At 71.8% G+C, this 13,805-nt stretch carries 11 protein-coding genes; 4 read left to right on the top strand and 7 right to left on the bottom strand.

What is annotated here, in order from left to right:
* Positions 1–23: 23 nt before the first annotated feature.
* Positions 24–1,421: a GntP family permease gene (locus ACWDR3_RS16365; protein WP_450353150.1), complete on the bottom strand. Its 1,398-nt coding sequence runs from the start codon at positions 1,419–1,421 to the stop codon at positions 24–26.
* Positions 1,422–1,438: 17 nt separating this feature from the next.
* Positions 1,439–1,960 carry a gluconokinase gene (locus ACWDR3_RS16360; protein WP_450353148.1) on the bottom strand — a complete coding sequence of 174 codons (522 nt, stop codon included), beginning with the start codon at positions 1,958–1,960 and terminating at the stop codon, positions 1,439–1,441.
* A 152-nt stretch (positions 1,961–2,112) separates the two neighbouring features.
* Here ACWDR3_RS16360 and ACWDR3_RS16355 point away from each other — a divergent pair, with 152 nt between their 5' ends.
* Positions 2,113–2,814: a FadR/GntR family transcriptional regulator gene (locus ACWDR3_RS16355; protein ID WP_401727599.1), complete on the top strand. Its 702-nt coding sequence runs from the start codon at positions 2,113–2,115 to the stop codon at positions 2,812–2,814.
* 28 nt (positions 2,815–2,842) lie between these two features.
* Here the strand turns inward: ACWDR3_RS16355 and ACWDR3_RS16350 are convergent, their stop codons facing one another.
* From ACWDR3_RS16350 to ACWDR3_RS16330, 5 genes are all read right to left on the bottom strand, one after another.
* Complete coding sequence (locus ACWDR3_RS16350; RefSeq protein WP_450353147.1) at positions 2,843–3,265, bottom strand: YchJ family protein; 423 nt, start codon at positions 3,263–3,265, stop codon at positions 2,843–2,845.
* Positions 3,266–3,315: 50 nt separating this feature from the next.
* Positions 3,316–4,704: a M1 family metallopeptidase gene (locus ACWDR3_RS16345; protein ID WP_450353146.1), complete on the bottom strand. Its 1,389-nt coding sequence runs from the start codon at positions 4,702–4,704 to the stop codon at positions 3,316–3,318.
* 77 nt (positions 4,705–4,781) lie between these two features.
* Positions 4,782–8,639 carry a Pls/PosA family non-ribosomal peptide synthetase gene (locus tag ACWDR3_RS16340; protein WP_450353145.1) on the bottom strand — a complete coding sequence of 1,286 codons (3,858 nt, stop codon included), beginning with the start codon at positions 8,637–8,639 and terminating at the stop codon, positions 4,782–4,784.
* 261 nt (positions 8,640–8,900) lie between these two features.
* A complete protein-coding gene (locus ACWDR3_RS16335; protein ID WP_450353144.1) occupies positions 8,901–10,502 on the bottom strand; it encodes an MFS transporter in 1,602 nt (533 codons plus the stop codon).
* Positions 10,499–10,927, bottom strand: coding sequence for a DUF3291 domain-containing protein (locus ACWDR3_RS16330; RefSeq protein WP_450353143.1), 429 nt, complete (start codon positions 10,925–10,927; stop codon positions 10,499–10,501). Before ACWDR3_RS16330 ends, ACWDR3_RS16335 begins: the two co-directional genes overlap by 4 nt.
* 391 nt (positions 10,928–11,318) lie before the next feature.
* Here ACWDR3_RS16330 and ACWDR3_RS16325 point away from each other — a divergent pair, with 391 nt between their 5' ends.
* Genes ACWDR3_RS16325 through ACWDR3_RS16315 form a run of 3 tightly spaced genes read left to right on the top strand, consistent with a single transcriptional unit; the run spans position 11,319 to position 13,796 of the window.
* Entirely contained in the window at positions 11,319–12,626 is a 1,308-nt protein-coding gene (locus tag ACWDR3_RS16325) for an NAD(P)/FAD-dependent oxidoreductase (RefSeq protein ID WP_450353142.1), read from the top strand.
* 11 nt (positions 12,627–12,637) lie between these two features.
* A complete protein-coding gene (locus ACWDR3_RS16320) occupies positions 12,638–12,904 on the top strand; it encodes an acyl carrier protein (protein ID WP_450353141.1) in 267 nt (88 codons plus the stop codon).
* A complete protein-coding gene (locus ACWDR3_RS16315) occupies positions 12,888–13,796 on the top strand; it encodes a thioesterase domain-containing protein (protein ID WP_450353140.1) in 909 nt (302 codons plus the stop codon). The genes ACWDR3_RS16320 and ACWDR3_RS16315 overlap by 17 nt, the downstream gene beginning before the upstream one ends.
* Positions 13,797–13,805 lie beyond the last annotated feature (9 nt).

Raw genomic sequence — 13,805 nt, 5'->3', positions numbered from 1 at the left:
GCCGTACTCCTGTGTCCGTACCGCTAGATGATCAGTGAGAGGAGCAGGACCAGGCCGCCGGCGACCACCGAGATGATCGTCTCCATGACGGACCAGGTCTTGAGCGTCTGGCCGACGCTCAGCCCGAAGTACTCCTTCACCAGCCAGAATCCGGCGTCGTTGACATGGCTGAAGAAGAGCGAGCCGGCGCCGATGGCCAGGACCAGCAGGGCGGTGTGGGCGGTCGACATGTCGGCCGCGAGCGGGGCGACCAGACCGGCCGCCGAGACCGTCGCGACCGTCGCCGAACCGGTCGCCAGACGGATGCCCACCGCGATCAGCCAGGCGAGCAGCAGCGCGGGGATCGACCAGTCCTTGGAGATGTCCAGGATCATCTGGCCGACACCCGAGTCGATCAGCGTCTGCTTGAAACCGCCGCCCGCGGCGACGATCAGCAGGATGCCCGCAATGGGCATCAGACCCTTGTCGACGGTCTCGGTGATCCGCTCCTTGGTGAACCCGGCGGGCCGGCCCAGCGTGAAGATGGCGACGATCACGGCGGCGAGCAGGGCGATCAGCGGGGAGCCGATGACGTCGAAGACGCGCTGGGTGCGGTTGTCGGGGTCGTCCACGACGATGTCGACCAGCGCCTTGGACAGCATCAGCACGACCGGCAGCAGGACAGTGGCCAGGGTGGCGCCGAAGCTCGGGCGCCCCTTCAGCTCCTCGGAGGCGCGCGGCGGCAGCATCCGGTCGGGCACCGGGACGTCCACCCAGCGGGCGGCGACCTTCGAGAACAGCGGACCGGCGATGATCACCGTCGGGATGGCGACCAGGATGCCCAGCGCCAGCGTCACGCCCAGGTTGGCGTGGACCGCGTCGATCGCGACCAGCGGGCCGGGGTGCGGCGGGATCAGGCCGTGCATCACGGACAGGCCGGCCAGCGCCGGGATGCCGATGCGCATCAGCGAGTAGTTGCCGCGCTTGGCGACGATCAGCACGACCGGGATCAGCAGCACGATGCCGACCTCGAAGAAGAGCGGCAGCCCGATCACCGAGGCGATCAGCACCATCGCCCACGGCATCGCCCGCCCGCTCGCCTTCGCGAGGATCGTGTCGACGATCTGGTCCGCGCCGCCGGAGTCGGCCAGCAGCTTGCCGAGGATCGCGCCCAGCGCGATCAGCACGCCCACGCTCGCGACCGTGGAGCCGAGCCCGGTGGTGAAGCTGGTGATGACCTTGTCCAGCGGGGCGCCCGCGACGGCGCCGAGCACCAGCGAGCCGATGGTCAGGGACAGGAAGGCGTGCAGTTTGAACAGGGTGATGAGCACGACGATGACGGCGATGCCCACCAGGACGGCGATGCCGAGCTGAGCGTGTCCGGCCGAGGTGATCGGCTCGGGGGCGTCCGCTGCCAACAACTCGACGCTGAGTCTGGTCACGGTGGTTTCCCTCGGGGTTACGGGGTGGTGGGTTCAGGGAGGGCGGACAGGGCCCGTACGGCCCGTTCGGTGATCTCCTCGGGGCTGCCGGTGACGTCCACCGCGACCCCCGCCTCGCCCGCCTGGAGCGGCTGGAGCGTGGCGAACTGGGAGTCGAGCAGCGCGGTCGGCATGAAGTGGCCCTGCCGGTGCGACATCCGGTCCTCGATGAGGGCGCGGTCACCGGTGAGGTGCACGAAGACGACATCGGGGGCGGCGGCGCGCAGCCGGTCGCGGTACGCGCGCTTCAGCGCCGAGCTGCTGACCACCCCGCCGAGCCCGGCCCGGCCGTGCGCCCAGGTGCCGATGGCGTCCAGCCACGGCCACCGGTCGTCGTCGTCGAGCGGGTGACCGGCCGACATCTTGGCGATGTTGGCCGGCGGGTGGAAGTCGTCGCCCTCGGCGTACGGGACGCCGAGGCGCGCCGCGAGCAGGGGACCGATGGTGGTCTTGCCGGTGCCCGCGACACCCATGACCACGACGACGTGGGGGGCGCTCATCGCTACCTCGCTGTCTTCCTCGTGTCTTCTTCGACATCTGGACGCCAACCGGCGTCGACCACGATGAAACCGATTAGGTACGACGAATTCAAGAGTCTGTGACAAATAAGTCTGACTTTTTGGTTCCGTGACGCGGCCCGTACGCTGAGTGCATGAGCACCACGGGCCGGGGCCTGCACGGCCGAGTACTGGACACCCTCGGTCCCGCCATCACCGCCGGCGAGTACCCACCGGGCAGCGTTCTGCGCACGGACGAGCTGGCGCAGCGGTTCGACGTCTCACGGTCGGTGATGCGGGAGGCGGTCCGGGTGCTGGAGTCCATGCACCTGGTCGCGTCACGCCGACGGGTGGGCGTCACGGTGCGCCCCAAGGCCGAGTGGAACGTCTACGACCCGCAGGTCATCCGCTGGCGGCTGGCCGGCGCCGACCGCCCCCACCAGCTGCGTTCACTGACCGTGCTGCGCTCGGCGATCGAGCCGGTCGCGGCGGGCCTGGCCGCGAAGTTCGCCACCGCGGAGCAGTGCGCGGAACTCACCGAGTGTGCGATCGGCATGGTCGCCAACTCGCGCGGCCACAAGCTGGAGGACTACCTCGTCCACGACGTGGCCTTCCACCGGGTGATCCTCGCCGCGTCCGGCAACGAGATGTTCGCCCGCCTCGGAGACGTCGTCGCCGAGGTCCTCGCGGGGCGCACCCACCACGAGGTCATGTTCGAGGACCCTGACCCGGCCGCCGTCACCCTCCACGTCCAGGTCGCCGAGGCCGTCCGCGAGGGCGACGCGGCCCGCGCGGAATCGCTGACCCGCGAGATCACGGTGGGCGCGCTGCACGAACTGGACATCCTGGCGCCCTAGTTGGAGGCCGGCTGCCCGGACAGCGGGATCAGTCGAGGAACTCCCCGTCCACGTACACCCAGGCCCCGTCGACCCGCTCGAACCGGCTGCGCTCGTGCAGCGACCCGCCCTTGAACGACGCCCGGAACGTCACGGTCCCGGCGGAGTGGAAGGCCGTACCGTCCGCCGTCCCCAGGATCTCCAGGCCGGTCCAGCGCATGGCGGGGTCGAGATCGAGCCGGGCCGGACGGGTGCGCGGGTGCCAAGTGCCCCGCAGGTACTCCTCGTCGAGCATCACGAAGGCGCTGTAGCGCGACCGCATCAGGGCCTCGGCGGTCGGCGCCGCGGCCTCGCCCCGGTGGAAGCGGCCACAGCAGGAGTCGTACGGCTCCTGAAGACCGCACGGGCAGGCGGCGGGGCGGGCCGGGGCGGCGGACCGCTGCCGTCGGGGGTGCGAGGTGCGTCGGGACATGCGCCCCATTCTGCCCGCCGAACCCTGGACCGCCGATCCGCCGGACGGCCCTACGCCGGTTCCGCGTTGGTCGGCGGATGGGTCGGCCGGGCCGGTATCCGGCTCTCCAGCCGCGGCAGCCGCGGCAGCGGGGGCAGCCGCGTGCCGTGCACCCACGCGGCGAACACGTCGTCCAGCGGCTCGCTCGCGTAGCGCGCCGCGTGGGCCGCGAAGGTCGCCGTCGTCACCGAGCCGCCCCGGTGCAGCGCGACCCAGCCGCGCAGCATGCGGAAGAACGCGTCGTCGCCCAGCGCGCAGCGCAGCGCGTGCAGGGTCAGGCCGCCGCGCTCGTAGAGCCGGTCGTCGAACATCGACTTGCGGCCCGGGTCCGACAGCCGCAGGTCCTTCGGCAGCGAGGCCACCAACCGGTGCGCGGCGGCGGCCAGTTGCTGTGCGCCGGGCCCGCCGGAGCGCTCCGACCACAGCCACTCGGCGTACTTGGCGAAGCCCTCGTTGAGCCAGATGTGCCGCCAGTCCGCGATGGACACGCTGTTGCCGAACCACTGGTGGGCCAGCTCGTGCGCGACCAGCCGCTCCGAACCCCTCGCCCCGTCCACGTGGTTGGCGCCGAACAGCGACAACCCCTGTGCCTCGACGGGGACATCGAGCTCCTCGTCCGTCACCACCACCGCGTACTCGTCGAACGGGTAGGGCCCGAACAGCTCCTGGAACAGCTCCATCATCTGCGGCTGCCGCGCGAAGTCCCGGGAGAACTGCGGGAGCAGGTGCGCCGGGATGTGCCCGTGCTGCGGCACCCCGCCAGGACCCGGGTCGCCCAGCAGCACGGTCTCGTACTTGCCGATCGCCAGGCCCACCAGATAGCTGGAGGTCGGTGCGGCCTGCTCGTAGACCCAGGTGGTCGTCGACGCCCTCGTCGTGCGGGTCAGCAGCCGGCCGCCCGCCACCACCGCGTACGCGGACGGTGTGGTGATCGAGATCTGGTACGAGGCCTTGTCGGCGGGCCGGTCGTTGCACGGGTACCAGGACGGCGCGCCGATCGGCTGGCTCGCCACCAGCGCTCCGTCCTCCAGTTCCTCCCAGCCGAGGCCGCCCCAGGGGCTGTTCACCGGCTTGGGGTTGCCCGCCCAGTGCACCTCGACGGTGAAGGCCGCGCCCGGTCGCACCGGCTTGGCCGGGCGCACCCGGAGCCGGCCGCCGCGGTGCGTGTAGTGCGCCTGCCGGCCGTCGACCCGGACCCGGCCGATCTTGAAGTCGGCCAGGTTCAACTGGAGTTCGGGCAGGGGGGAACGGCCCGCTATGGCGTTGATCCGGGCCGCCCCCGCCAGGCGGTTGGGGCCAGGGCGGTAGTCCAGCGTGAGTTCGTAGCGGTGCACCCGGTAACGGGCATCGCCGTTGGCCGGGAAGTACGGGTCCGGACCCACTGACTGCTGAACTGCCACTGCCGCTTCTGCTCCCTGCGCTGCGCTGCCACTCGGTGCCGTCGGTGCCTCGCTCACCGACTCCGAGTGACCCGCGCTCAGGGGCGCCATGCCTCGATCGGGTTGCCCAGCCAGCGGGTGTCGTCCGGGACGGACTCCGAGGCCATGACGAGCGACGCGGGACCCAGCGTGGTGCGGGCCCCGATCGTGCTGCCGGGCAGCACGATCCCGCCAGGGCCCAGCGTGGCGCCCTCACGGAGAACAACAGTATCCGTCCGCAAGATCCGGTCGTGGAAGAGGTGAGTCTGCAGGACGCAGCCACGGTTCACGGTGGTCGCGTCCTCCAGGGTCACCAGGTCGGTCTCGGGCAGCCAGTAGCTCTCCACCCAGACGCCCTTGCCGATGTTCGCGCCGAGACCGCGCAGCCACGCGGTCAGCACCGGCGTGCCCGGTACGGAACCGGCCAGCCAGGGCACGGCCACGACCTCGACGAAGGTGTCCGCGAGCTCGTTGCGCCACACGTAGCCGCTCCACAGCGGGTGCTCACCGGTGTGGTGGCGGCCCACCAGCAGCCACTTGGCGACGATCGACAGGAGCCCGGCCGCCGCACCGGCGGCGAGCAGCACCAGGCCGGACAGCAGCGCGGCCCAGGGGCCGAGGAGGCACAGCAGCGCCACGGTGCCGGCGGCCAGCGCGGCCGAGCAGAACACCGGCACGATCCGGCACAGCTCCACCAGACCGCGCGCCCACAGCAGCCGGGCCGGCGGGTCGTACGTCCGGCTCTGGTCGCCGGCCGAGGTGTTGCGCGGCAGCTTCACCGGCGGCAGACCCAGGTACGAGCTGCCCTTCTTCGCCTTCTTCGGCGTCGCCGACAGCACGCCCACCAGGCCGCCGTCCGGCACGCTGCGACCCGGCGCGGTCATCCCGGAGTTGCCCAGGAACGCCCGCCGCCCGATCTCCGCGCGCCCGATCGTCATCCAGCCGCCACCCAGTTCGTACGGGGCGGTCAGGGTGTCGTCGGCCAGGAACGCGCCCTCGCCGACCGTGGTCAGACTCGGCAGCGCGAGGACCGTGGAGACCTCGGCGCCGCGCCCGATGCGCATGCCGAGCAGCCGCAGCCACACCGGCGTGACCAGCCCGGCGTACAGCGGGAAGAGGGTCTCGCGGGAGCGGTCCATCAGCTGCGTGACCGTCCAGGCCTGCCAGCCGATCCGGCTGTGCGTCGGGTGCGTGCCCTCCCGCAGACCCAGGCTCAGCAGCCGTACGCCGATCAGGATCAGCAGCGCGTACGCCAGACCGAAGGCCAGCGTGGCCGGGACGAGGGCGAGCGCGGCACCCTTCACGGGCGCGTCCGCGTCGATGAGAGCCTGCGCCACGAGGAACGCGGCTCCGCCCGCCAGCAGCGGCAGCGCGGTCAGCGCGAGGCCGGTCAGGCCGTACATCACGCGCCAGTACGTGCCCTTCTGCGGGCGCTCCTTGGGCCAGTTCCGCTTGGCCTTGCCCAGCTTGACGGCGGGCGCGCCGGCCCAGCGCTGACCGGTGGGGATCTGACCGGTGACCGCCGAGCCGGGGGCCACCTCGGCCCGCTTGCCCACGCGGGCGCCCGGGAAGAGCATGCTGCGGGTGCCGACGACGGCGTGCGCGCCGACCTTGACCTGGCCGATCTCCAGCCGGTCGCCGTCCAGCCACCAGCCGGACAGGTCGACCTCGGACTCCACGGCCGCGCCGCGGCCCAGCTTGAGCATGCCGGTGACCGGCGGCAGCGAGTGCAGGTCGACGTCCTGGCCGACCTTGGCGCCCAGCGCCCGCGCGTACCGCTCCAGCCAGGAGCCGGTCAGCGAGGTGGCCCCGCTGAACTCGGCCAGCCGCTCGGCCGTCCACAGCCGCAGATGCACACTCCCGCCGCGCTCGTAGCGGCCGGGCTGCACGCCCCGCAGCAGCAGCCGCGCGCCGCCCGCGGCGATCGCGAGGCGGCCGGGCGGGCTGAACAGCGCCAGCGCACCGGCGGCGATCAGCCACCAGGGGGCGGTCGGCAGCCAGGAGTAGGCGGGCAGCAGGTTCCCGGCGGCGGCCAGCGCCACCGTCCAGCGCAGCCCGAGGAGGGTGTACAGGGGCACGAGCAGCAGGGTCTGGATCACCTTGGCGCGGGTGGGTACCGGGGCGATCGTGCGCCGGGCGCCGTCGTCCTGGGAGGACTCCTCCAGGTGGCGGGCCAGCTTGCGCAGGGTGGGCTGCTGGTAGATGTCGAGGACGGCCGCGCTCGGGTAGCGGGTGCGCAGCCGGGTGGTCAGCAGGGCGGCGGCCAGGCTGGAGCCGCCGATCGCGAAGAAGTCGTCACGGGCGCTGCCCACGGGGATGCCGAGGACTTCCGTCCACTGCTCCGCGAGCCAGGCCTCGGTGCCGTACAGCTGCTCGGCCGGACCGCCGGTGGTCTCCAGACCCTCCAGCGGCCAGGGCAGGGCGTTGCGGTCGACCTTGCCGGAGGTGCGGGTCGGCAGGTCCTCGACCGGGGCGATCAGCGGGACCAGCGCGGCGGGCAGCTCGGCCCGCAGCTTCTCCACCGCGGTGGCGTGGTCCCAGCCCTCCTGGGTGACGACATAGCCCACCAGGAGCTGGTTGCCGCTGCGCGCGGTGCGCACGGCGGCCGCCGCGCCCGCGACGCCGGGCAGCGCCTGCAGGGCCGCGTCCACCTCGCCGAGCTCGATGCGGCGGCCGCCGAGCTTGATCTGCTCGTCGGCGCGCCCGAGGAAGATCAGCCCCTCCGGCTCCGCCTTGACCAGGTCACCACTGCGGTACGCCCGCTCCCAGCCCAGCGAGTCCAGGGGCGCGTACTTCTCCGCGTCCTTCTCGACGTCGAGGTAGCGGGCCAGGCCAACCCCGCCGATCACCAGCTGGCCGGTGCCGCCCATCGGGACGGGCTCGCCGGCCTCGTCCACCACGGCCAGCTCCCAGCCGTTCAGCGGCAGCCCGATACGGATCGGCTCGTCGCCGGTCATCAGCGAGGCACAGGCGACGACGGTCGCCTCGGTCGGCCCGTACGTGTTCCAGACCTCGCGCCCCTCCGTCACCAGGCGGTGCACCAGCTCGGGCGGGCAGGCCTCGCCGCCGAAGATCAGCAGGCGTACTTCGTTGAGGGCCTCGGGCTCCCAGAGGGAGGCGAGGGTCGGGACCGTGGAGACCACGGTGATCTCCTGCTCGACCAGCCAGGGGCCGAGGTCGGCGCCGCTGCGGACCTGGGAGCGGGGGACCGGCACCAGACAGGCGCCGTAGCGCCACGCGAGCCACATCTCCTCGCAGGACGCGTCGAAGGCGACCGACAGGCCCGCCATGACCCTGTCACCCGGACCGATCGGGTCGTCGGCCAGGAACAGCGCGGCCTCCGCGTCCACGAACGCGGCGGCGCTGCGGTGGCTGACCGCGACGCCCTTGGGCTTGCCGGTGGAACCGGAGGTGAAGATGATCCACGCGTCGTGCTCGACACCGGGCCGCCGGGCCGGGACCTCGCTGCGGCCGTGGACGGTCAGCTCGTGCCCGGCGCCGACGACGGCCCGCACCTCGGCCTCGCCGAACACCAGCTCGGCGCGCTCGTCCGGGTCCTCGGCGTCCACCGGGACATAGGCGGCGCCGGCCGCGAGGACGGCGAGGATCGCCACGTAGAGGTCGTTGGTTCCGGAGGGGACACGGACACCCACGCGGTCGCCGAGGCCGACGCCGGCCGCGCCCAGGTCGCGGCGCAGCCGCTCGACCTCGATCGCCAGCGCGCGGTAGGTGAGCCGGGTCGTGCCGTCGTCGAGCGCGAGCTCGTCCGGGTAGGAGCGGACGGACGCGTCGAAGATGTCGACCAGCGTGCGTGGAGAGGCCGCCTGGCCTCCCGAGAATCGTGCTTTATTGCCGAGCTGCTCGCGGATTTCGTCCTCGAGCAGGCCGAGAGCACTGCTCTCGTGTGTGGCTGCCATCGGGTCCTCGCGTATCGTTCCCGGAACCTCCGGGCGCTGGCGGGCCCACAGGGTTGCCTGGGGTTGTCCAGTTCCAGCTCGGTTAACAAGCAGGAAATTTTAGTACGACGCTAGGTTCCCGCACGGTGAGCGGCCACTCGGAACACCTGTTCAGCGGCATCCCGCGATCAGCCCGGCAGTCATGACCTGGGGTTCTTCACTCCCGGGAGAGATGGCACACACTGTGGGTGAAGAGGCCCTTTCCGGTACGGAAAAGGGCACTTACGGCTGCTGAGGGGCGCGCCGGGCCAGCAGCGCCGAGGCGAGCACGGCGGCGCCGAACGACACTCCCGCGACCACCCACAGTGCGCTGTGCACACCCGCCGTGAACGCCTCCGCGACGGCGTCCGTGATCTGCGGGGTCGACCGGCCGGACGCGCTGCCGCCGTCCCGGGCGACCGCCACCACCTGGTCGATCACCGGGCCCGGCAGCCGGTGTTCGGCCAGCCGCCGAGGCAGCACACCGAGGAAGCGGACCGCGAGCACCGCACCCAACACCGCCGTCGCCAGCACCGATCCGACCTGCCGGAACGCCGTCACCGCCGACGAGGCCGCACCCATCTGCGGACCCTCCACCACCTCGAACGCCGCCGCCGTGGACGGCGCCACCACCAACCCGCTGCCCAGCCCGGCCAGGACCAGGCCCAGCGCGGTCACCGCGTAACTCCCGTCCGGCTCCTGACGCAGCAGCACCAGCGCCGCGACCGTGGTCAGCAGCGAACCCGCCGCCAGCAGCCGGCCCGGGCGCACCCGCCCCGCCAGCCGCTGCGCCGACGCCGTGGCCGCCACGAAGGCGAGCATCGCGGGCAGCAGTCGTATCCCGGTGCCCAACGGGCCGAATTCGCGGACGCGTTGCAGGAAGAGGACCTCCAGGAAGACGACCCCGACGAACACGAACAGGGCCGCCGCCGCGACGCACAGGGCCGCCGTGTAGCGGGAGTTGGCCATCATGCGGACGTCCAGCATCGGGACGGCCCGGCCGCGCTCCGTGCGCACCAGCGCGATCAGGGCGACGGCGGCCACCGCGAGCACCGTGACGACGACCGGATCGTCGTAGCCCGCCCGGCCGCCCACGGCTATGCCGTAGATCAGCGTGGACAGACCCAGTACCGCCCAGAACTGGCCCGGCAGGTCCAACGGCCGGTCCGGTACTCGGGAGTCCGTGACCGCGCGCAGGGTGACGAGGACGGTGATCACCGCGAGCGGTGTGTTGACCAGGTACACCGCGCGCCAGTCGAAGGACTGCAGCAGCACGCCGCCGAGGAGCGGGCCGACGGCCAGGCCGACGCCCGAGATCGACACCCAGATGGATATGTACCGCAGCATGCGCGGCAGGTCGACGAAGAACGTCGTCGTGATCAGCGCCAGCGAGGTGGGCAGCACCAGGGCGCCGCCCAGACCGCTGATCCCGCGGCCGATCAGCACCTGCGGATAGCCCTGTGCCGACGCCACCACCAGGGAACCCGCGGCGATCAGCACCACACCGGCGAGGAACACCCGGCGCCTGCCCAGCCGTTCGCCCAGCGCGCCGCCCGACAGCACACAGGCCGCGACCACCAGGGTGTACGTGCTCGACACCCAACTGAGGTCGGCCGGTGCCACCTCCATGTCGACCTGGAGCGCCCGCAGTGTGGAGATGGCCGCGGTCACCTCGATGAACGACATGAAGAGACCGAGACAGGCGGCGAGGAGGACGAGACGGGCGTGGGGGATGACCGGAGTGGGCGGGGCAGCCGGGGGTGAGGGCGGGGCTCCGGCCGACTCTCCCGTCGACGCGTCCGCTCCGGACTCCGTGCCGTCCGACTCCGCCGAGACCGTGCTCATGCCGACCGGGTCTCCTTCTCGGCCTGGTCGGCCAGACGGCGCTGTGCCTCGTCCCAGGTGATCGGCAGCTGGCCGGGCTCGGCGTTCCAGAACACGAACACCGACCCCTTCATCCCCGGCCGCAGTCCGCGCACGCTCTTCGCGTGCGGGTCCGTGCGGTTGAAGGTGTTCAGGGCCTCCTGGTCCCGCCAGGCCGACAGCGTCCAGAACGTCTTCTTCAGCGGCTCGGCGCGCAGCGAGGCACCGATCAGGCCGGGCGACCTGCGGACCTGCTGGAAGATCACCAGGGACAGTAAGAAGAACCGGGGCACACCGAGCAGCGAGCGCAGCTCCAGCCGGGATGCCATGACCAGCGGCGGCCCGACGGGCTCACCACCGTCGGCCCCGTCCTTCGCGGTGCCGGGCATCCACGGAATCGTCGGCATGAAAGATCTCCCCTCGGCGGTTCTGAGCCGCCGGTTCCATGGCGGTCATTCATAAGAGTCCGCAGGCCGGTGTTTCCGTACACCCCCGGAGGGGTGAATTCCCGTCGTTCCCGGCAGGGTGCGCGCGGAGCGCCGGACCGACCGGATCAGGACACTCCGCTCAGGCCCTCATCGAATGCCTCGATAGGGCAAGTCCGCCCGCCGATGGGCCGATTGACCCCGTTTTCCGGCCAGGCCTACGGTTCCTTCTGCGCCGTCCGCAGAGCAACCGAGCGGACTGCCACCCCACTTCAGAGGTATCAGCCCTCTGCGCATCGGCCGTCGCTCCACGTGCCCCATCCCGCCACGTGACCGTTCCCGAGAACCGCCCGAGCCGAGGTGCAGCCCTGCCATGACCACCCGTGTCGCTGTCGTCGGAGCCGGTATATCCGGCCTTTCCGCCGCCCACCACCTGCCGGACGACGTCGAAGTCACCGTGTACGAGAGCCAGGACCGTCCCGGCGGTCACGCCCGCACCGTGGAGGTCGACGAGAACGGCCGGACGATCGGCGTCGACACGGCCTTCGTGGTCTTCAACGCCCGTACGTACCCGGAGCTGACGGCCTTTTTCGAGAAGCTGGGCGTGACCGCGCTGGACCACACCGGCGGGTTCGACTTCTTCGACGTGGACCGCGGACTCGACTACGGCACAAGGGAGTTCGAGCTCTCCGAGGACGAGATCGCCGCCCGCTACCCGGCCGACTTCCTCCCGCTGTGGCGGGACGCCGAACGCTTCCACCGCGAGGCGCCCCGAGACTTCCTGCGCAAGCGCACCGACCTCTCGCTGGGCGACTACCTGGACCGCGGCGGCTATACCGACGCCTTCAAGTACGGCTATGTCGTACTGCTCGCCACCGCCGTCTGGTCGGTGCCGGCCGAGCTGATCTGGGAGATGCCCGCGACCACGGTGATCGCCTTCTTCATGTCCCACGACCCCGGCGGCCTCGGCGGCCGTTCGGTGGCGTGGAAGACCGTGGGCGGCGGCAGCATCGAGTACGTCCGCCGGGTCGTCGCCGGCGTCAACGGCAAGGTCCGCACCGGCGCCGAGGTCACCCGCGTCCGCGAGGACGAGGACGGAGTCGTCGTCGCCACTGCTGCCGGCGAGGAGCGCTACGACCTCGCCGTGCTCGCCGCGCACGCCGACCAGACCCTCGCGGTCCTCGAAGACCCCAGCCCGCGCCAGGCGGAGATCCTGCGCAAGGTCCGCTACAGCGAGACCACCGCGATCCTGCACACCGACCCCTCCAGCATGCCGCCCGACCGCACCCGCTGGCAGAGCTGGAACTACGGCGTGAAGACGGTCGACGGACGCCCTCGCACGTGGGTCGCGTACTACATGAACTCCCTGCAGGGCTTCACGGCAGAGCGCGACTACTTCGTCACCCTCGACTCGCCGATCGCCCCGCGCGACGAACTCGTCATCCGCGAACTGCCGTTCACGCACCCGGTCATCGACCTGGAGGTGCGCGCCATGCAGCGCACGATCCACGACGTCAACGCGCCCGGCGGCCGGATCAAGCTGGCCGGCTCCTACTTCCACGCGCCGCGCATCGGCGTCGATCTCATCGGCTCCCACGAGGCCGGATTCGTCTCCGGGCGGCTGGCGGCCGAGGCCGTCACCCGCGAGCTGCACCACCAAGCCAACCGCACAGCGAAGTGAGGGGAATCCCCATGCAGCGTGTCACCGCCGACGAAGCCCGGTTCTGGCTGGTCGAGAAGCTCGCGGTCCGGCTCGGCGTCGACAAGGAACAGATCGACGCGGAGCGGTACTTCGACGAGTTCGACCTCGACTCCACGGAGGCGCTGATCCTCGCGGGCGAACTGGAGAAGTGGCTCGGCTTCGAGCTGGAGGCCACCGCGCTCTGGTACCACCCGACGATCGCCGCCCTGTCGGAGCACATCGCCGAGGAGAGCGACCGCCATGTCGCGACGGCCTGACACGGCCGTCGCGGACCGGCGGTTCGTGCGGCGCCCCCTGCTGACGGCGCTGGGGACCGCCGCGGGCCCGACCGCCCGCACGGTCTGCGCCGTCCACCCGGGCGCGCTGCCGGCCACCATCTGGCAGGACCTCGTCGCGAGGCTGCCCGAGGACAGCGCACCGCACCTGTGCGACCTCGGCAACGTCCCCGCGTACGCGATGGCCGCCCTCGACCCGACCGCACCCGTGCCCGGCGTCCGCGAACTCGCCGCGCAGTGCCTGGCCGAGCTCACCGCGGCCGGACTCACCGATCAACAACTGAGCCTGGTCGGTTGGTCGTTCGGGGGAGTGGTCGCGTACGAGATCGCCGCTCAGCTGGCGGATGAGGGGCGGGGCGATGTCGTGGACGCGCTCGTCGTCCTCGACTCCATCGCGCCGGTCGCCGCCTTCCAACCCGCCGACGACGCCCTGAAACCGACCCTGCTGCTCGACTGGTTCGCCATGTATCTGGGTGCCAAGCGGGGCCGACGGTTCGACTTCGTGCCCACCGACGAGGACGACCTCGGCACCCTGCTCGACGCGGCGACCGCACAGGGACTGCTGCCCGCGGACACCCAGGAGGCGGGCCTGCGCAAGCTGTTCACCGCCTTCCACGCCGGGCTCGTCCGCAACAACCGCTGCACCGCCGGCTATCTGCCGGACGCGCTCGACCGCACCGTCACGCTCGTCAAGCCCGAGGGCTCGCTGCTGCCCACCAGCCCCGACCTCGGCTGGGCCGAGCTCAGCGGCCGGCCCCTGCGCAAGCTGACCGTCCCCGGGGACCACTACACGCTGCTCGGCGAAGCGGAGACCGTCGCCGCGCTGGCCGCCCTGCTCGCCGCACCGCCCACTGCCACGCCCCTGGCGGACTGAACGCGTCCG

The organism is Streptomyces sp. NPDC001002 (assembly GCF_053599215.1).
Note: the sequence above shows the minus strand (reverse complement) of the source record. Positions and strands in the feature narration are given on the sequence as shown.